Source organism: Streptococcus merionis DSM 19192, assembly GCF_000380085.1.
Lineage (GTDB): Bacteria > Bacillota > Bacilli > Lactobacillales > Streptococcaceae > Streptococcus > Streptococcus merionis.
Map to the genome: position 1 here is coordinate 60,291 of NZ_KB904560.1, position 20,828 is coordinate 81,118.

16 protein-coding genes are annotated in these 20,828 nt (G+C 41.8%); 15 read left to right on the plus strand and 1 reads right to left on the minus strand.

The window, feature by feature from the left end:
* The first annotated feature begins 3 nt into the window (after positions 1–3).
* From prfA to trmFO, 14 genes are all read left to right on the plus strand, one after another.
* Positions 4–1,083 (plus strand): peptide chain release factor 1, encoded by a 1,080-nt coding sequence (prfA, locus tag A3I5_RS0110780; protein WP_018374620.1) that lies wholly within the window; start codon positions 4–6, stop codon positions 1,081–1,083.
* Positions 1,083–1,913: a peptide chain release factor N(5)-glutamine methyltransferase gene (prmC, locus tag A3I5_RS0110785; protein WP_018374621.1), complete on the plus strand. Its 831-nt coding sequence runs from the start codon at positions 1,083–1,085 to the stop codon at positions 1,911–1,913. Before prfA ends, prmC begins: the two co-directional genes overlap by 1 nt.
* On the plus strand, positions 1,906–2,517 hold the full coding sequence (locus A3I5_RS0110790; RefSeq protein ID WP_018374622.1) for an L-threonylcarbamoyladenylate synthase: 612 nt from the start codon (positions 1,906–1,908) through the stop codon (positions 2,515–2,517). The genes prmC and A3I5_RS0110790 overlap by 8 nt, the downstream gene beginning before the upstream one ends.
* Before the next feature lie 236 nt (positions 2,518–2,753).
* On the plus strand, positions 2,754–4,010 hold the full coding sequence (gene glyA / locus A3I5_RS0110795) for a serine hydroxymethyltransferase (RefSeq protein WP_018374623.1): 1,257 nt from the start codon (positions 2,754–2,756) through the stop codon (positions 4,008–4,010).
* 19 nt (positions 4,011–4,029) lie between these two features.
* Positions 4,030–5,004 (plus strand): nucleoid-associated protein, encoded by a 975-nt coding sequence (locus A3I5_RS0110800; RefSeq protein WP_018374624.1) that lies wholly within the window; start codon positions 4,030–4,032, stop codon positions 5,002–5,004.
* Positions 5,001–5,603, plus strand: a complete 603-nt coding sequence (locus A3I5_RS0110805; protein WP_026217044.1) for a lysozyme family protein — start codon at positions 5,001–5,003, stop codon at positions 5,601–5,603. Before A3I5_RS0110800 ends, A3I5_RS0110805 begins: the two co-directional genes overlap by 4 nt.
* 77 nt (positions 5,604–5,680) lie before the next feature.
* Positions 5,681–8,794, plus strand: a complete 3,114-nt coding sequence (locus A3I5_RS0110810; RefSeq protein WP_018374626.1) for a DNA polymerase III subunit alpha — start codon at positions 5,681–5,683, stop codon at positions 8,792–8,794.
* Positions 8,795–8,877: 83 nt separating this feature from the next.
* Positions 8,878–9,888 (plus strand): 6-phosphofructokinase, encoded by a 1,011-nt coding sequence (gene pfkA, locus A3I5_RS0110815; RefSeq protein ID WP_018374627.1) that lies wholly within the window; start codon positions 8,878–8,880, stop codon positions 9,886–9,888.
* A gap of 49 nt (positions 9,889–9,937) precedes the next feature.
* A complete protein-coding gene (gene pyk / locus A3I5_RS0110820; RefSeq protein WP_018374628.1) occupies positions 9,938–11,440 on the plus strand; it encodes a pyruvate kinase in 1,503 nt (500 codons plus the stop codon).
* Positions 11,441–11,554: 114 nt separating this feature from the next.
* Entirely contained in the window at positions 11,555–12,175 is a 621-nt protein-coding gene (locus A3I5_RS0110825; protein WP_018374629.1) for a GntR family transcriptional regulator, read from the plus strand.
* A 149-nt stretch (positions 12,176–12,324) separates the two neighbouring features.
* Positions 12,325–12,990, plus strand: coding sequence for a SatD family protein (locus A3I5_RS0110830; protein WP_018374630.1), 666 nt, complete (start codon positions 12,325–12,327; stop codon positions 12,988–12,990).
* Positions 12,987–13,751, plus strand: a complete 765-nt coding sequence (locus A3I5_RS0110835) for a DUF3307 domain-containing protein (protein WP_018374631.1) — start codon at positions 12,987–12,989, stop codon at positions 13,749–13,751. Before A3I5_RS0110830 ends, A3I5_RS0110835 begins: the two co-directional genes overlap by 4 nt.
* A 574-nt stretch (positions 13,752–14,325) precedes the next feature.
* Complete coding sequence (locus A3I5_RS12145; RefSeq protein ID WP_018374633.1) at positions 14,326–17,994, plus strand: transglutaminase domain-containing protein; 3,669 nt, start codon at positions 14,326–14,328, stop codon at positions 17,992–17,994.
* 549 nt (positions 17,995–18,543) lie between these two features.
* Complete coding sequence (gene trmFO, locus A3I5_RS0110850; RefSeq protein ID WP_018374634.1) at positions 18,544–19,878, plus strand: methylenetetrahydrofolate--tRNA-(uracil(54)-C(5))-methyltransferase (FADH(2)-oxidizing) TrmFO; 1,335 nt, start codon at positions 18,544–18,546, stop codon at positions 19,876–19,878.
* Between the two features lie 13 nt (positions 19,879–19,891).
* Here the strand turns inward: trmFO and A3I5_RS0110855 are convergent, their stop codons facing one another.
* A complete protein-coding gene (locus tag A3I5_RS0110855; protein ID WP_018374635.1) occupies positions 19,892–20,341 on the minus strand; it encodes a hypothetical protein in 450 nt (149 codons plus the stop codon).
* 270 nt (positions 20,342–20,611) lie between these two features.
* On the opposite strand from A3I5_RS0110855, the gene A3I5_RS0110860 reads away from it, so the two are divergent.
* Positions 20,612–20,794 (plus strand): PspC domain-containing protein, encoded by a 183-nt coding sequence (locus A3I5_RS0110860; RefSeq protein WP_018374636.1) that lies wholly within the window; start codon positions 20,612–20,614, stop codon positions 20,792–20,794.
* Positions 20,795–20,828: the final 34 nt, after the last annotated feature.

Sequence of the window (20,828 nt, forward strand, 5' to 3'; positions counted from 1 at the left end):
ACAATGAATATTTACGATCAACTACAGGCTGTAGAAGACCGTTACGAGGAGCTTGGAGAATTACTGAGCGACCCAGATGTGGTTTCAGACACCAAGCGGTTTATGGCGTTATCGCGCGAGGAAGCTAGTAGTCGTGAGACTGTTGCTACTTACCGTGAGTACAAGCAAGTCATTCAGGCTATCGCTGACGCTGAAGAAATGATTAAAGATGCTAGTGGAGACGCAGAGCTTGAAGAAATGGCTAAGGAAGAGTTAAAAGACTCCAAAGTTGCCAAAGAAGAGCTGGAAGGACGCCTTAAAATTTTACTGTTACCAAAGGATCCCAATGACGATAAGAATATCATCTTGGAAATTCGTGGTGCTGCGGGTGGTGATGAGGCAGCGCTTTTTGCGGGCGATCTTCTGGCTATGTACCAAAAGTATGCAGAAAGTCAGGGATGGCGCTTTGAAATTATGGAAACCTCTCTAAATGGTGTCGGTGGCTTTAAAGAAGTCATTGCCATGGTTTCTGGTCAGTCCGTCTATTCAAAATTAAAGTATGAATCAGGCGCCCACCGTGTTCAACGTGTCCCTGTGACAGAAAGCCAAGGGCGTGTTCACACTTCAACAGCAACAGTACTCATCATGCCAGAGGTTGAAGAAGTTGAATACGACATTGATCCTAAAGACCTTCGTGTTGATATCTACCATGCCTCAGGTGCTGGTGGGCAGAACGTCAACAAGGTTGCGACTGCAGTGCGTATTGTTCACTTGCCAACAAACATCAAGGTTGAAATGCAGGAAGAACGTACTCAGCAAAAAAACCGTGACAAGGCTATGAAAATCATTCGTGCTCGTGTTGCTGATCATTTTGCCCAAATTGCCCAAGACGAGCAGGATGCGGAACGTAAGTCAACTATTGGTACAGGAGATCGTTCGGAGCGCATTCGAACTTATAATTTCCCACAAAACCGAGTGACTGACCACCGAATTGGTCTGACCCTGCAGAAGTTGGATACGATTCTGTCAGGTAAGATGGACGAAGTCATAGATGCTTTGGTTTTGTATGATCAAACGCAAAAACTGGAATCTTTGAATCAATAATGACTTACGGTCAACTATTTGCCCAGTTAGAACAAGAGTTAGTTACCTGTGGCGAAGAAAGAGAAGCGCTAAAGATTGTTTTTCGTGAGTTGAAAGGCTGGTCTTTGACGGACTTGGTGCTTTCTTTGCGTGATGAAGTGTCCGCGCAGGATAGCAAGCTTATTGATACTATCTTTCATCAATTGAAAAATCATCGGCCAGCTCAGTATATTCTTGGCTATGCGCCTTTTGCAGGTATGGAACTTAAGGTAGATGAACGGGTTCTCATTCCGCGTCCTGAGACGGAAGAGTTGGTAGAGTTGATTTTAGCTGAAAATTCGCAGAAGACTTTAAAGGTTTTAGATCTCTGCACGGGGTCTGGGGCTATCGCTTTAGCCTTAAAAAAAGGAAGTCCAGAGTGGTCTGTGCTAGCTAGCGATATTTCGGAAAAAGCGCTTGAAGTGGCTATTGAAAATGCGAATGTTCAGAATTTGTCTGTAAGGTTTATGCTTTCAGATCTTTTCGATGCGATTTCTGGAAAATTTGATATCATAGTATCTAATCCTCCCTATATTGCCTACGAAGATAGGGAGGAAGTAGGTGTTAATGTCCTTGCTTCGGAACCTCACTTAGCACTCTTTGCTAAAGAGGACGGTCTGGCTATTTACCGTCAGATTATCGATAAGGCTTCTGCTCACCTGACAAGGAACGGTAAACTTTACTTTGAGATCGGGTACAAACAAGGGAAGGCTGTGTCTCACTTACTGACTGAGCATTTTCCGAAAAGTCGTGTCCGTATTTTACAAGACCAATTTGGCAAAGATCGAATGGTGGTGATGGATCGTGGCTGATAATCGTGATACTGCTGACTTAATACAGGTCATCAAAAGTGGTGGTGCAGTGATTTTGCCGACAGAAACGGTTTACGGTCTCTTTGCAAAAGCGCTTGAAGAGTCATCAGTTAATCGTGTTTACGATCTGAAACAACGTCCAAGAGATAAGGCCATGAACTTGAATGTTGCTAGTCTTGAGGAGATATACCGTTTTTCGAAAAACCAACCAGATTTTTTGCCTCAACTTTTCGAAGCCTTTTTACCAGGTCCATTGACCATCATTTTACAGGCCAACGACAGAGTTCCGACTTGGGTTAATTCTGGCTTAGAAACAGTCGGCTTTCGATTGCCAAACCATCCTGTGACTCAAAAAATTATCAGAGAAACCGGCCCCTTGATTGGGCCTTCTGCCAATATTTCTGGTGAGAGTAGTGGAAAAATCTTTGAAGAAATCGTTTCTCAGTTTGGTCAAGTTGTTAAAGGACTTGCTGATGATAAGGCTTTGACAGGTCAGGATTCAACGATATTGGATTTATCGGCAGAGAAAGCTAAAATCCTCAGACGAGGTGCGATTACCGAGGAGGACTTAAAAACGCGTTGTCCTCAAATCGTTTTGAGCTGATATTAAGAACACTTCTAAAAACTATTTGTGAAATTTTGAAATGCTGATATTAAAAGCTTTTCAGTCAATCAAAGTTGAAAATACTAGAGTTTTCAGAGATACTCTAGAACTATAGGATGTTTTTTAAGATAAGGGAAGTTTGCCTGTCTAAATGGTTAAATTTGCTGAATAAGACACAGTCGTTGGGAGTCAGGCTGACTTGGTCTGATTCTAGCGCAAGATGAAAGGAGATATTGATGATTTTTGATAAACCAGATTACAAATCTTTTGACCCAGAGGTTTGGGAGGCTATTGCTAACGAGGAAATCCGTCAACAAGACAATATTGAGCTAATCGCTTCTGAAAATATCGTTTCTAAAGCTGTCATGGCCGCTCAAGGTTCCATTTTGACGAACAAGTATGCCGAAGGCTACCCTGGCAAGCGTTATTATGGGGGAACAGATGTTGTCGATGTGATTGAAAATCTAGCGATTGACCGTGCTAAGGAAATTTTTGGCGCTAAGTTTGCCAATGTTCAACCGCACTCAGGAAGTCAAGCCAATGCTGGTGCTTATCTTGCCTTGGTTGAGCCAGGCGATACCATTCTTGGGATGGATTTATCTGCTGGTGGGCATTTAACGCATGGATCTCCAGTGAATTTCTCAGGTAAGACCTATAACTTTGTCCCTTATACAGTTGATAAGGAAACGGAGGAGTTGGACTACGACCAGATTGCAGCAACCGCTAAAGAAGTGCAGCCTAAGTTGATTGTAGCTGGTGCTTCAGCCTATTCACGGACGATTGACTTTGCCAAATTCCGTGAGATTGCTGATAGTGTGGGTGCCAAGCTCATGGTAGATATGGCTCATATCGCGGGTCTTGTGGCAGCTGGTCTCCATCCAAATCCTGTTCCTTTTGCAGATATTGTGACGTCAACGACTCATAAAACCCTTCGTGGCCCTCGCGGTGGCTTGATTTTGACTAATGATGAAGATTTGGCTAAGAAAATCAACTCGGCGATTTTCCCCGGAATTCAAGGCGGACCACTTGAGCATGTGGTTGCTGCCAAAGCTATCGCTTTCAAAGAATGTCTGGATCCAGAATTTAAGATTTACGCAGCTAATGTGATTGAAAATGCCAAGGCTATGGCTGAGGTCTTTAACCAGCATGACAAGCTACGAGTTATTTCAGGTGGTACAGACAATCATCTCTTCATGGTAGATGTGACAGCTTTAGTGGAAAATGGTAAAGTAGCACAAGACCTGCTTGAAGAAGCCAATATCACTCTTAACAAAAACTCTATTCCGTACGAAACCCTATCACTATTTAAGACATCAGGTATTCGTATTGGAACTCCAGCCATCACTAGCCGTGGCATGGGAGTTGAAGAGAGCAAGAAGATTGCTGAGGCTATTATCACGGTTCTTGAAAATGCTGATAACGCATCCGTGATGGCAAAAGTCCGTCAAGAGATTAAAGTTTTGACAGATGCTTTTCCACTTTATGAAAACTAAAATAGAAAACGAGTAGATGATGGATATTTTTATTAAAAAAGCCGTCATTCATCAATTTACCCCTGCAGACACAGAGCTTGTTCTGGCGGACAAGTTACTCAATATCACACCCAAGATTGAAGAATACTTGCGGAAAAAACTTGAACGTGTCTACTCGGATCAGGCAAAAACGGGCATTTTTGATCTCGAAAATGCTTTTTTGTCACGATTGACGGATGATTTGTTGGCAACGTCTGTAGACATTGCCCAAGCATGGAGAGAAGAGTTTGTTCTCTCTGAAAACCAAAAGACGAATGATCTGATTTTTATCGATTTTGAGAGCAATGGTATCAAGCATTTTGCCTTTATGCGACTGGCTTTGCGCGAAAATCTGGCTCATATGGGAACAGAGGTGGACAATCCGATTACCTTGACCCAGAATAACCTGCCTGGTGCTGGATCGCCTCCAGACGAGGCTTTGATTGTCAATTTGAAGAATCATAACTACCTTTTGATTGAGAAGCGGATTAAGCATAATGGCGCTTTTCTGAATTATTTTTCAGATCATCTCTTAGCAGTACAGCCAGAACATTCGGCTCAAAAGTCTATTAAAACCTTGGAGCAGACCGCTCAGAAGGTTGCCGCTAGCTTTAATCAGGACGATTTTCAATTTCAGTCCAAGGTCAAATCAGCTATTCATAAAAATTTGGAAGAGGATCAAGCCCTATCTCCTGAGAAGCTTGCTGATCAACTTTTTGATCAAAACCTGACTGCCAAACTCAGCTTTATCGACCAGGTTAAAGAAACGATTCCCAATCCTGTCAAACTCGATCAAATCGATACCAGCCGCCAACTCAAAAAATTTGAGAATCAAAAACTGTCTCTGTCAAACGGTATCGAACTGATTGTCCCCAATAATGTCTATGAGGATGCGGAATCTGTCGAATTTATCCAAAATCCTGATGGAACTTACTCCATTTTAATTAAGAATATCGAGGCTATCCAGAATAAATGAGGAAGAAAATTTGGCGGTTTTTCTTATTACTGCTATTAGTGGTTTTGGGGTATCAAGGCTATAAGGTTCATAGAGATGTCCAGCATGTTCTTACCTATCGTTCCTTGGTGAGAGAAGTTTTGGCGGAGTCAGGTAGTTCAGCAGACGAGAATTTGATTCTGGCCATGATTTACACAGAGACAAAAGGCAAGTCAGACGATGTTATGCAGTCCAGCGAAAGTGCTCATGGCACCACGAATACCATTACGGATAGCAAGGAGAGCATTCGCCAAGGTGCCCAAGTCCTAGTGGATAACATGACCTATGCAGAACAAGTCGGTGTAGACCTTTGGACAGCTGTTCAGGCCTATAACTTTGGAAAAAATTATATGGACTATGTGGCTAAACATGGCGGTGAGAATCTCATTAAGGTTGCTAAAGCTTATTCTCGTGATATAGTGGCGCCTAGCTTGGGAAATACGACAGGACAAACCTATCGCTACCATCACCCGATTGCCTTGATCCATGGTGGTGAACTCTATGTCAATGGTGGAAACATTTATTACTCTAGACAGGTACGGATGAATATGTATATGATTGAAATCATGAGTTGGTTCTAAGGCTCATGATTTTTTTCATTAGCTTTAAAATTTGGTATAATTGAAAGTAGTGTAAACAAGTGAAAAGAGGTGAGACCATGTTTGTCCCATTAGATACGAAAACCGTCTACAGTTTTATGGATAGTGTGATTGGTATTGAGACCTATGTTGCTAAAGGCAAGGCGATGGGTTATCAAGCTCTCGGCATGATGGATGTTGACAATCTTTATGGCGCTTATCACTTTTTGGAGGCTTGCCAAAGAGCAGGTATCCGCCCGATTTTAGGGGTGGAGATGACTTTGCAGTGGAATGAGCAGCCTATTAAGGTTTATGCTATCGCTCAAGACACGCTAGCATATCAGGCCTTGATGAAGCTCTCAACTCAGAAGATGATGGGAGAGGAAAATTTTGAGAAACTTCGTCATCTCTTGGAAAAAATAACGCTCGTTTTGCCTTATCACGATGGGATTGACCAGCTTGATATTGGTCTACCATATTATATCGGCGTTTATCCTGAGACACCGCAACAAAGCTTTCAGCGGCCTATTTTACCACTTCATACGGTAAGGTATTTTGATTTGGAGCAACGTAGTATTATCCAGATGCTCCATGCCATTCGGGATAATCAGAGTTTGCAGGAGACTGCACCAGTCTTGGGACAGGAGGTGCTTTTACCTTCTGGTGAAATGGCAGAGCTGTTTAGGGAGAAATTTCCAGATGCTCTTGAGAATTTAGAACGATTTGTCTCCTCTATAAAGTATCAGCTTAATCAATCCTTGGTCTTGCCACGGTTTAATCGTGAGCGACCAGCTGTGGAAGAATTGCGAGAGAGAGCCTTTGAAGGCTTATCAGAAAGAGGTCTATCAAGTCCAGTTTACCAAGAACGGCTGGAACAGGAGTTGTCTGTCATTCACCAAATGGGCTTTGATGATTATTTTCTCATCGTTTGGGATCTTTTGCGCTTCGGCCGAAGTCAGGGCTACTATATGGGGATGGGACGTGGTTCAGCAGCAGGGAGCTTGGTTGCCTATGTTCTAAATATTACAGGTATTGATCCTGTCGAAAAAAATCTGCTCTTTGAGCGATTTCTCAATCTAGAACGCTTTAGCTTGCCTGATATTGATATTGATATGCCTGATGTTTATCGGCCTGAGTTTATCCGTTATGTCCGTGAAAAATACGGTAGTCGGCATGCTGCGCAAATCGTCACCTTCTCAACCTTTGGAGCTAAGCAAGCCATTCGTGATGTCTTCAAACGTTTTGGTCTGGCTGAATATGAATTGACCAACCTGACTAAGAAAATCGGATTTAGAGATAGTTTAAAGACAGCTTATGAGCGTAATGCTAGCCTTAGACAGGTGATTGTCGGTAAGCCAGAGTATCAGAGAGCTTTTGAAATGGCTCAGGCCATTGAAGGTCAACCTCGCCAGACTTCTATCCATGCCGCAGGAGTGGTGATGAGTGACAGGGACTTGACTGATCGCATCCCGCTTAGGCAAGGCGAAGAAATGTACCTGACGCAATATGATGCTCATGGTGTCGAAGCTAACGGCCTGCTGAAAATGGATTTTCTAGGACTCCGTAACTTGACATTTGCTCAGCGTATGCAGGAGAAAGTAGCTGAAAAATATGGTGTTGTCATTGATGTTTCTAAGATTGACTTAGAAGACCCTGACACCCTAGCTCTTTTTGCTAGAGGCCAGACCAAGGGGATTTTCCAGTTTGAAGCTGCGGGAGCGATCTCTCTTTTAAAACGTGTCAAACCAGTTTGCTTTGAAGATGTCGTTGCGACAACGTCGCTTAACCGCCCTGGTGCTAGTGATTACATTGATAATTTTATCAAACGCCGTCGGGGAAAGGAGCGCGTCGATCTTTTAGATCCGAGCATTGCAGATATATTGGAGCCAACCTATGGCATTATGCTCTATCAAGAGCAAGTCATGCAGATAGCCCAGCGCTATGCAGGTTTTAGTCTTGGCAAAGCCGATCTCTTACGGCGGGCTATGGGCAAGAAAAAGCCAGAAGAAATGCAGGCTATGGCTGATGACTTTCTGTCCGGTGCTATGGCGCGTGGTCATGAGGAGAGAAAAGCCCAGCAAATTTTTGCTATGATGGGAAAATTTGCCGGCTATGGCTTTAACCGGTCGCACGCTTTTGCCTACTCAGCCCTAGCCTTTCAGCTGGCTTATTTCAAGGCGCACTATCCTGATGTCTTTTTTGATGTCATGCTAAATTTCTCTAGCAGTGACTATATTGAAGATGCGCTAAACTTTGGCTTCAAGGTAGCCCAGCTTCATATCAACACTGTTCCTTATTATGACAAATTCGATCAAGGGCAAATTCATCTTGGACTGAAAAATATCAAGGGGCTATCCCGAGATTTTTCACACTGGATTTTAGAGAATCGTCCATTTGATAGCGTAGAGGACTTTGTTCATCGTCTTCCAGAAAATTTTGCTAAGCCAGTCCTGTTGGAACCTTTGATCAAAATCGGTCTGTTTGACCAATTTGAAAAAAACCGTCACAAGATTTTGGCGAATTACCAAGGACTACGGGAGCATAACAAACTCGGTCAGGCTAATCTGTTTGAGGACAATCCAGATATGGCTTATAGCTGGACTGAAGTGGCAGATTTTTCTGAGATTGAAAAATTCCATCAGGAGCAGGAGATTATGGGTATCGGACTAAGTCCTCATCCCTTGGTCAAATTGTCAAAAAATGCTGCACTATCTATCACACCGATCAGAGATCTTGTAGCAGAAGGTAATAGTCGCATCATGGTTGAAGTCTTAGACATTCGCGTTATTCGGACAAAAAAAGGCGATCAAATGGCCTTTGTTAAGGTAACGGACACCCAAAACCAGATGGAGATCACAGTCTTTCCTGAAGCCTATCTTCAATGGGGACGAAAACTTGAGATAGGAGGTTTTTATTATCTATCTGGTAAAATTCAAGAAAGAGATGGGCGGCTTCAGATGCTTTTGGAGCATGCTGAGCAAGTCCCGACTGAACGATTTTGGATACAGATGGACAGCCATGATCAGGATCAAGAAGTTGCTGATCTGTTGAAGCAGTTTTCAGGGCCAATTCCAGTTGTTCTTCGCTACCCTTCTACAGGTGAGACTATTTCACCAAAACACCTTGGGATTAGGAAAACGGAATCATTGGAAGAGGAATTTTCCAAACGAAAAATGAAAACGATTTTTTACTAATTTTGTGGAAAAATCCAAGCTTATCAACGGTTTTTATGATATAATGAATGAGTTATCAAGTTTACAATTAAAAAGGAGCAAGAATGAAACGTATTGCTGTTTTAACTAGTGGCGGTGACGCACCTGGTATGAACGCGGCAGCTCGTGCTGTTGTGCGCAAAGCAATTGCTGAGGGAATGGAAATCTATGGTATCCAGCACGGATATGCAGGGATGGTTGCAGGAGAAATCGCACCGCTTGATTCACGTTCAGTGGGTGATAAAATTTCTCGTGGTGGAACTTTCCTATACTCAGCTCGTTACCCAGAGTTTGCCACTCTTGAAGGGCAACTAAAAGGGATTGAGCAACTCAAGAAATTTGGGATTGAAGGCGTTGTTGTTATCGGTGGTGATGGCTCTTATCACGGTGCGATGCGCTTGACAGAGCATGGCTTCCCAGCTGTTGGTGTTCCTGGCACTATTGATAATGACATTGTAGGGACTGACTTTACAATCGGTTTTGATACAGCGGTCAATACGGCCATGGACTCTATCGACCGCTTGCGCGACACCTCATCCAGTCATCGTCGTACCTTTATTGTAGAAGTTATGGGCCGCCATGCAGGTGATATTGCGCTTTGGTCAGGGATTGCCTCAGGAGCTGACCAGATTATCATTCCTGAATACCCGTATGACATCAATCAAGTGGTTGAGAATATCAATACAGGTTTTGTCAACGGAAAAAATCACCACATTATTGTTTTGGCTGAAGGCGTGAAATCAGGTACTGAGTTTGCCGAAGACTTAAAAGCTGCTGGTTACGAAGGTGATTTACGCTTTACTGACCTTGGTCATACACAACGTGGTGGGTCACCAACGGCCCGTGACCGCGTCCTTGCATCACGTCTCGGTGCTCGAGCAGTTGAACTACTCAAAGAAGGCATCGGCGGTGTTGCTGTCGGCATTCAAGATGAGGAAATTGTCACTAGCCCAATTCTTGGTGCCGCAGAAGAGGGAGCCCTCTTTAGTCTCGGTGAGGATCGTCAGATTATCGTCAATAATCCGCACAAGGCTGATATCAACTTGATTAAGTTGAACGAAGCACTTTCTGTCTAACAAGTTATTGTTGCCGTTAAAGGCTTAAATTAAAGGAGTTATGAACATCATGAACAAACGTGTTAAAATCGTTGCTACACTTGGTCCTGCCGTTGAAACGCGCGGTGGTAAAAAGTACGGGGAAGATGGCTATTGGGGTGAGCAGCTCGATGTTGAAACATCAGCACAAACCATTGCTAAATTGATTGAAGAAGGTGCTAATACTTTCCGCTTTAACTTCTCACATGGTGACCATGCTGAGCAAGGTGCTCGTATGGCCACTGTCAAACGCGCTGAAGAAATTGCTGGCCGTCGTGTAGGTTTCCTTTTGGATACTAAAGGTCCTGAAATTCGTACAGAATTATTTGAAGATGATGCTAAAGAGTATGCTTATGTCACTGGTGATCAAATTCGCGTAGCGACTAAGCAAGGAATTCTTTCTACTCGTGATGTTATTGCTCTTAATGTTGCAGGTGGTCTTGATATTTTCGACGATGTTGAAGTTGGAAAACAAATCCTTGTTGACGATGGTAAGCTTGGTTTGACCGTCATTGCTAAAGACGAAGAGAAGCGTGAATTTATCGTAGGCGTTGAAAACGATGGGATCATTGCTAAGCAAAAAGGAGTTAACATTCCTTATACTAAGATTCCGTTCCCAGCACTTGCTGAGCGTGATAACGCCGATATCCGTTTTGGGTTGGAGCAAGGGATCAACTTTATTGCAATTTCATTTGTTCGCACTGCTAAGGATGTCGAAGAAGTTCGTGATATCTGTCGCGAAACTGGCAACAGCCATGTGAAATTGTTTGCGAAAATCGAAAACCAACAAGGTATTGACAATCTTGATGAAATCATCGAAGCAGCAGACGGTATCATGATTGCTCGTGGTGATATGGGGATCGAAGTGCCATTTGAAATGGTTCCAGTTTACCAAAAAATGATCATCACTAAGGTCAATGCTGCAGGTAAAGTCGTTATCACAGCAACAAACATGCTTGAAACTATGACTGAAAAACCACGTGCGACACGCTCTGAAGTTTCTGACGTCTTCAATGCTGTTATCGATGGTACAGATGCTACGATGCTTTCTGGTGAATCTGCCAACGGTAAATACCCGGTAGAATCTGTTCGTACAATGGCACAAATCGCTAAGAATGCACAAGGCCTTCTTAACGAATACGGTCGTTTAGATCCTTCTGAATTTGAGCGTTCTGGTAAGACAGAAGTTATGGCTTCTGCCGTTAAAGATGCAACAGACTCAATGGACATCAAATTGGTTGTATGTATCACTGAAACTGGTAATACAGCTCGCTTGATCTCGAAATACCGTCCAGATGCAGATATCTTAGCTGTAACATTTGATGAGTTAACGCAGCGTAGCTTGATGATTAACTGGGGGGTTATCCCAGTTGTGACTGCTAAACCAGATTCAACTGATGATATGTTTGAAGTGGCTGAAGCAGAAGCGATTAAGCATGGCCTTGTTGAATCAGGGGACAATATTGTCATTATTGCCGGTGTTCCTGTTGGTTCTGGTGGTACAAACACAATGCGTATTCGCACTGTTCGCTAATTTGTAAAGAAATTATAAGAGGAGTTTGTCAGCTGGCAAACTCTTTTTACGGGTTCTTTTATTTCTGCATGATTTATATTATAATAAAGAAAAGACGCTGAAAGGAAAAGTGGCATGCCAAAAGTCGATATTTTAAATGTCAGTTATCAAAAGGTTGCGTTGGAGCTTGCAACGCAGATCGTAGAAGGAAAGTACCATGTGGGAGAGCGCGTTAAGTCCCGCTCAACTATTGCGACATCCTTTCATGTTTCGCCAGAGACTGCTCGCAAGGCTATCAATATTTTAGCGGATCTTGGCATAATGGAGGTCAAGCAAGGCAGTGGCGCTGTTGTTATTTCGAAAGAGAAAGCAGAAGATTATGTACGTCAGTTTGAAGCAACAACGACCCTTAAACGCCTTGAAAAAGAACTTCAGGCTAGTCTGAAACGTCAGCAAGAAGAGCTTGTTCGGACAAAAGAGTTAGCACTAGCGATCAGTAATCAGGCAACCCTAGTCCATAAGGAATATCCTTTCCAACCTTTTGAGATGCTCGTAACAAAATCAGATAAGATTGGTCAATCCCTAAACGAATTAAATGTTTGGCACCAAACTGGCGCGACCATTATCGCTATCATGCGAGCTGATCAGCTTATTCTCTCACCAGGACCTTATGCTTCGATTCAGGAAAATGATGTCCTCTATTTTGTCGGAAATGGTGAATCACAGGATCGGATGCGACTATTATTTTCGATTTAAGAGTAATTCTGGCCTTATTTTCAACAGTTAGAATTTTCAGGAGATTTAGCTGTTTTTTGCCGTTATAACGGAAAGTTTTGAAAATGTCCGTTATAATAGAAATTTCTTGAAATGTCTGTTATAATGGAAAGTATCAAGGAGGAGTTCTCGTGAAGTATTTAGCCCTAATTGGCGACTTTATCAATTCTAAGGAAATGACCAATCGCTCAGCTGTGCAGAAAAATTTAAAAAAGACTTTGGCCAACCTGAACCAGAAGTACAGTGATTTTCTAGTTTCTAGGCTAACCATCACTTTGGGAGATGAGTTTCAAGGCCTTTTTCATTTAGACGCACCGATTTTTAAACTGATTGATGACTTATCGCTAGCACTGAAACCTTATACCATTCGATTTGGTTTGGGGCTTGGTGATATTGTGACACCCATTGATCCTAAGCAGAGCATTGGTGCAGATGGGCCAGCCTATTGGTCAGCGCGGCAAGCTATTGAGACAGTACATGCCAAGAACGACTACGGAAATACCAAGCTTTTTCTTGTTTTACCAGAACCATCATTGACCATTCAAGCCAATGCCCTTTTATCAGCTTCAGAGCATATCAAGTCCAATTGGCGCGCTAGTCAGACCGAAGTTTTTGAAGCTATGCTTGAATTGGGCATTTATCAAGAACAGTTTGAACAAAAAAAGGCAGCGGATTACCTAGGGTTGAAAGAAAGTGCTTTTACCAAGCGTCTCAAAAGTAGTGGCGTCAAGATTTATTTCCGATGTCGGCTAGCTGTCCAAGACCTGATAAGGCAGTACGAGGAGGAAAGCAGATGACATTTAACGCATTATCACACGTTTTAGCTCTCAATCCCTTTATCCCACTGTTTCTGATTTGTCATTTTTTAGCAGACTTTCATTTGCAAAGCCAGCTAGTGGCAGACCTCAAGGAGAAAGAGTTTTCCTATCTCTTAAGGCACTTATGCCACGTAGCTTGGCCTCTTATTCTTTTAGGTCTTTTGCAACCAATCGTCTGGCCTGCAGTTGTAGTGATTTTCCTTTCACATGCCTTACTAGACGGTTTAAAACCCTTATTGAAAAGACTATTGAACTGTTCTGACAAGCTTTATTTTTCCTTGGATCAACTGATACACTTGACCGTATCGCTTGGTCTAGCTCTAAATTTGTCTCAAGAAGGTGCTATCTTAGCGACTCAGCTTGGCAGCTGGAATCGAATCCCGAATATGATTCTCTTTTTCCTCTTGATTACGAAGCCAGCTAATATTGCTTTTCGAGTGTATTTTGGAAAATACCAACCCGCAAAGCTGGTCTTGAAAAACGATCAAGTCCTACAAAAACAAGATATGCAAGCGACCATTGCAGGTGCTGGCGCAACGATTGGAATCTTGGAGCGAGTTGTGATGGGTATCTGTATTCTTTTCGGACAATTCGCCTCCATCGGTCTAGTCTTCACAGCCAAATCCATTGCTCGCTACAACAAGATCTCAGAAGATCCTGCTTTCGCAGAGTATTACCTGATAGGCTCTCTCTTTAGCATTTTAACAGTGCTATTGGCTGCTTGGATTTGCATTTTTTAAAATAAACGAGCCAAGAATGACCACTGAAAAGTAAAAGGCGTCAAAATCTAATAAACCAAAAACGATTGATGAAGCACAAGGCTGCCGATCAGTCGTCTTTTTGTATTAGACTTGTTCGGTGGGTTCAGACAGAAGTTAGGCCTCTTTTTGGAGAGACTAATTAGTGATTATTTTTCGCTTTTCATCTACTCTTTTTTGTAAATACAGGTTATCCTAATAAGTTGTATGTCATCTGATGTATCATCTGTTTTTTTTGTAAAAAATTTAAAAAAGCATTGAGAGATAAAGGTTCATTTAGTACAATAAAAAGGGTTTTGTGCTGTAATAGTTTAGCTATTTGCAGTTCATATCACAATGGAATATAGCAGGAAAGGTTTGATTTTATTTTATAGAGACAAGATGACATTTTTATCACATTTGGCGAAATTAGTAGCCTTTTTTGATGTTCAAGCTTACTATCTAAAGACATCTGACTCATATAGATCTATGGACGAAGAGGGTGTTTTGGAATGGTTCGCGCTTATTTATCGGAATGGCTTTTATCATTAAATCAGGTTGAAACGAAAGGAAAAATATGAACAGAAAACGTATGACAACTTGCCAGTTGGCCTTGCTAACTGCAACAGCAATTGGCTTATCAACTTTAGCACTCAATCCCGCTTTTGCGGAGCAAAAAAATGCTACAGTAACTGCTAGCCAGTCTCAAAAGCCTTCTATGAGCATTGTGAAGTCTAGCTTATCAAATCAGGAATTTGTAGAAAAATTAAAAACAGAAATAAAAGATAGTGACGAAGTTAGAATCTGGATGCTTGGCAAATCAGAATTTTGGATGCAAAATGTCAAATTAACAGAGTTAGTCCAAAAAATTCCTAATGGTTACCGTTTTGCCGTTTTAAATGGTAAAAATTCTCACGATGAAATAGTATTTATCGTTAAAGATAATGATTTGCTTGTCAACTCTGAAGAAGAATACACTACAGCAGCGCAGAAAAAGTTTCAAACAATGGAGTCACAAGATGTTCATGGATTGTTTGATTTACAACGGAACAACTATGATGTTATTTTGCGCTCAAATGGCCTTTCTGCTCTAAAATCTAGCCATATTGGAATTAATGGCCTCCCCCTCTATTCAAAAACGATCGGTGTGACATCGCCATTTAATAAAGAATATGGCAATCATGAATTAACATTAGATAAAATTAAAGAAAATGATGTGAAGTTAAAAGAGCTAATTACGGCTTCTGGTGCAGATAAAGCAGCTACCGATGCTGAAAAAGTGAAACTTTGGACAACCTACGTCACAAGTAATATTCCGTATGATGAATTGGCCTATGAAGGCAAGGGCGGAGAATATGGCTATGAACTCTCTTCAGACTTATTCTCAGTGGCAACTCGTAGAAAGGCTATGTGTGTCGGCTTTAGTATTGCAGCGGCACGTGCTATGAATTTATTAGGCATGCCAGCTTATGTCGTAAGTGGTGCTTTAGACGGTGGAGGAGCACACGCTGCGACACGCGTTTATTTTGATGGCAAATGGCATACGTTAGAAGCGACAACCTCTTGGGGAGAATTGTCCAAAAAAGTTGGTAAAACAAGCGCAGCACTTTCTTATCAGAAATGGCGATTAGATAGTTACACACTCATCACAAAAGATAATCAAGATAAGACACCTGCAGATGGGACAGGATATATGATTATCGATCCGGACTTTGAAGAGTGGGCTAAAGGGCAAGAAACTTCAAAATTATTATACATCAACACAGAAGCGGCTTTTGTCAATCGTACACCATTTGTGATTTCAACAGATCTGAAAAACAAAATGCAGAAAATGAACGAGCAATTGAAAACGTCACTTGAAGCATTGAAGGCAAAAGACACAGAAAATACTTATAAAGATAAGATTGAAAACTTAATTAAATCTGTTGAAGAAGATGTAGCTGCATTAGCGCCTAATAAGGTGGTTGATATTTGGGGATATGAACAATATATGAAAGCGTGGGATAATACTTTAACGTTCTACAATCAGCTTTCCAATCTTTTAAGTAAATCAGCTAAAAATAATACTCTTTCTGAAAGTACAGATTTCGCTAAATTAAAAGAAGAAGTCGAAAAGCAAGTTAAAGAGGAAAAAGAAGCTCACGACAAGAAATTAGCTGAAAAAACAGCCAAGGTTTATGAGGAGAAAAAAGAGGAAGCGCCAGCCAAGGCGACCTTTACGCCAGCAGAACCTACCAAATCACAAGAATCAATGACTCCTGAGACTACAGATGCACAACTCACAGCTAAGAAAAAAGCTACTATTTCTGAGATTACTGCCTTGAAGTTGCCAAACTATCTTGCCAATCAATACAAGACTAAGGTTAATGGCGCTACTTCTAGCTCTGCTATTGACACCATTTTAAACGAAGCAAAAGAAGAAGCAGGAAAATACTCTTCACTTGAAACCGAACGAGAAAAACAAAAACAAATCATTTGGACGACTCCTAATCTACTTCCAGGAGAGCGAGATGATTACGATAAGCTATTAGCTAATGCTTCATCAGCAGATGAAATGCAAACAATCGTCAACCAAGCAAAAGAAAAGTCAGCAGCAAAAAAAGTCATTTTTGATAAACAAGCCCAACTTCAATCGCAAGTAAGTAACAGCCAGTATTTGTCTAGCGACGAGAAAGCAAAACTCAATTCTTGGATCGAGTCTTCTAAGACAGAAAAAGAGTTAGAAAAAGTTACAAAAGACATCAACTCGGCCGAAGAAACAGCGAAAGCTCAAGCTGAGAAAGCTAAAGAACGTCAAGAACAAGAGCGTGCTGAACTAGAAGCAAAACAAAAACAAGCCGAAGAAGTGGCTCAAAAAGCAGAAGCGGAGCGCCAACGTTTAGAGGAAGAGAAGGCTGCCCTAGCTACCCAGCAAGAGGCCGCTGAAGCTGCTCGTCTTCAAGCAGAAGCGCAAGCCAAACTAGAACGCGAAGAAGCAGAAAAACGCCGCCAAGCTGAGTTAGAAGCAGAACAAAAGCAGGCTGAAGAAACAGCTCAAAAGGCAGAGTTAGAACGTCAGCGTTTGGCAGAAGAAGCAGCTGCGTTAGAAGCTCAGAAACAGGCAACCGAAACGGAACGTCTTCAGGCAGAGACTCAACTAGAATCAGAAGAGACAGAAAGCCTTCGTCAAGCTGAATTGGAAGCAGAGCAAAAACTGACTGAGAAGAAAGCTCAGGAAGAACAGGCTGCACAAGAAGCAAAAGAGCTCCAAAGACAAGCTGAAGAAATCGCTCAAAAAGCAGAGGCAGAGCGCCAACGTTTAGAAGCAGAACAAGCAGCGTTAATTGCCCAACAACAAGCCGCTGAAGCTGCTCGTCTTCAAGCAGAAGCGCAAGCCAAACTAGAACGCGAAGAAGCAGAAAAACGTCAAGCCGAATTGGAAGCAGAACAAAAGCAGGCTGAAGAAGCTGCGCAAAAAGCAGAACTAGAACGCCAGCGTTTGGCAAAAGAGGCTGCTGCGTTAGCCATTACTCCAACAGAAACAGAAGTTCTATCTGTAGAGAAAGCCCAAGCTGAGCAAAATCACCAAAATGAAACAACGACAAGCTCAACAGTGGAAAAAGAATTGCCAATTCGAAGTGAATCAACAAATTCTACCACTTCAGGTTCTACACCTAAAAATGAAAATGCTGCTGGGCAGAAGCAAGAGGTGCCTTCTTCCATTAAAACAGAAGAACAGGCTGAGCAAACTTTACAGGCAGAACCAAGAACAACACTCTTGCAAACTCAGGTTGGAGATACAAGGATTGAAGCAGAATTTTCTAAAGAGATGACAGAAGTTAATCAGCTTCATGCTCAAAAAGTAGAAGATCACACGCTGATCCAATCAGTCGCTCAACGAGTTGGCGTTAACGCAGAAAATGTGACAATCTATGATTTGACACTCGCAAAAGATGCTCATAAAGTACACAGCAGTGAATCAAGAACTGTTCGGATTGCAGTTTCAGATACTAGAAAAGATTACAAAGTTTACCATATCAAAGAAGATGGTACGCTTGAGTTGCTTCCGTCTAGCATGGAAAATGGTAAAGTCGTCTTTAACGTTAACCATTTTAGCAAGTTCGCTATTGTAGCAGTTGATAAAAATGAAATGGCTAACAAGAAGCAGTTACCTCAAACAGGAACAGTAAATTGGTCAGGAGCTTTCTTAGGTTTCGGACTAATGGTGCTTTCACTTCTTGGTTTTAAAAAAAGAAAAGAAAATTAGTTTGAAAAAGGTATCTGAGCGTTGGATAGGTCAGAGAAACCTTGCTATTCACTATAAGAAACTGTGATCAAGCTGAATCACTTGGTAAAATGCGTGCCCCATGAATCCAAAGATTCGTTGGGTATCGCCTTGTTTCCAGCGCATACTTAACACTCGTACCTTATATAAAAACTGCATGAAATCAACGTTTTTTTAACGGAGTTTTCATGCAGTTTTGCTGTTTTCGAGTTTTCCTAACGATACAATGATGAATGCTGCCAATTTTGATTTTTGACGAGCATCATTCTGAGTATTAGTATACCAATCCTGCTATAATGGTTAATTTTTGGTATACTAGATAGATATGAAATGTTGTACTCAATGAAAATTAGCAGAAGTTAAGAAATCAAGCGTAGTTAAAGCTTTGGCTCTTTCTCATATTTAGAGGTCAATGAGCTTTTTGCGCCGAAAGTTGACATTGTATTGATGAGACTTTTTGTGATTTTCAAAGGGAAAAAGAGAATTAGAAAGATTTAAAGGAGTTTACTCCCAAGAGAAGAGGTAGAAGACATGTCTCAATCTTATATCAATGTGATTGGAGCTGGCTTGGCTGGCTCAGAAGCAGCCTATCAAATTGCCAAATGTGGAATTCCAGTTAAGCTTTACGAAATGCGCGGGGTTAAACCAACTCCTCAGCACAAGACCGATAACTTTGCCGAGTTGGTTTGTTCCAACTCTTTTCGTGGAGATAGTTTGACCAATGCTGTCGGTCTCCTCAAGGAAGAAATGCGTCGTCTGGACTCGATTATCATGCGTAATGGTGAAGCTCATCGTGTGCCTGCGGGCGGCGCCATGGCTGTTGACCGTGAAGGATATGCTGAAGCTGTCACAGCTGAAATTCATAATCATCCACTGATTGAAGTTATCCGTGAGGAAATCACTGAGCTACCTAAAGATGTGATTACCGTTATTGCGACAGGCCCGCTGACTTCTGACGCTTTAGCAGCCAAAATTCACGAATTTAACGATGGCGATGGTTTTTATTTTTATGATGCAGCAGCACCTATTATTGATATTAACACCATTGACATGAGCAAGGTCTATCTCAAGTCTCGCTATGATAAGGGAGAAGCGGCCTACCTCAACTGTCCTATGACCAAGGCAGAATTCATGGCCTTCCACGAAGCCTTGATTACTGCAGAAGAAGCACCCCTCAATTCTTTTGAAAAGGAAAAATACTTCGAAGGTTGTATGCCGATTGAGGTCATGGCTAAACGTGGGATCAAGACCATGCTCTATGGCCCAATGAAACCAGTTGGCTTGGAATACCCAGAGGATTACGAAGGTCCACGTGATGGCGACTTTAAAACGCCTTATGCTGTTGTTCAGCTTCGTCAGGACAATGCAGCTGGTTCCCTTTATAACATGGTTGGCTTCCAAACTCATCTTAAATGGGGCGAGCAAAAGCGTGTTTTTCAAATGATTCCAGGTCTTGAAAATGCCGAATTTGTCCGTTACGGTGTCATGCACCGCAATTCTTATATGGATTCGCCAAACCTCCTCAACCAAGCTTTCCAGTCTAAAAAGCAGAGCAATCTCTTCTTTGCAGGTCAGATGACAGGTGTTGAAGGCTATGTAGAATCTGCTGCCAGCGGCTTTGTAGCGGGAATTAATGCTGCGCGACTGTTTAAGGGTGAAGAGCCAATTTTCTTCCCTGAGACAACAGCTATCGGCAGCCTACCTTACTATATCACCCACACGGAGAGCAAGCATTTCCAGCCAATGAATGTCAATTTTGGTATTATCAAGGAATTGGAAGGGCCACGTATTCGTGATAAGAAAACGCGTTACGAAGCCATTGCTGAACGTGCTTTGACCGATTTGGAAGAATACCTTAGCATCTAAAAACAAGATCGGCTTATTGCCCATCTTGTTTTTCTTTTTCTTCATCAATTGTCACGCCGTGGTAATCTGGCTCGTTTTCATCCAGGTAATCTAGGGTAAATGGTTCGATGCTGGCAAGTGACTTTTCGATTTCTGGACGCAGTCTTGCTTCATCTTCTGCTTTGAACATTGCTTTTGCTGTGACCAGAGATAATCCAGCTTTTAAAACATAGTTCAATTCAACCACATCCCCATCAGCAAATGTGTTGGTCGTATGGGAGACATATAATTCCTTACCATCAATTGTCAGAGGTTGGAACTCAATGGTGTAAGTTTTACTACCTTCTGCCAATTGATAAAAATCCAAGGTATTACCAAATCCTAAATTAATCTGTTTATCAAATTCATCACTAAATGGTACCTGTGATCTATCTGCTTTTCGATTTCGATTTGAATTATTGAGATATCTCTCATGATCACTCACTAGTACCTTGAGGTCATCTTCTTCTAAAAAAGCATGAGGGTCATTCTCTACATAGAGAAAGGCATTGGAATCATCGGAAACCTCCTTTAAAGGTGCAAAGATAAAAAAGTTGTTTATAAGTTAAGTATACCATATTTTGTGAAAAGAAAGACAAATTAGTGACTTTAACAAGTGCTAAGCGAGTTTACTACACGTAAAACGGCTTAGTCAGATTGAGATATATTCTAATTTATGTTAAAATAAAAGCGATTACAAATTATGGAGGTCATTATGAATAAAAGATTAGTTTTATCTCGCACGGATCGAAAGATTGCTGGGGTCTGTGGAGGTCTTGCAGAGTATTTTGGCATGAAGTCAGATAATGTCCGTCTGGGATTTGTCGTGGGAGCACTTTTAGGCGGAGGAGCAATAGCGCTTTATATTATCCTAGCGATTGTCATGTCAGAAACTTAGTTTTATATTGCGATATGAACGGTTTGAGGCCAGG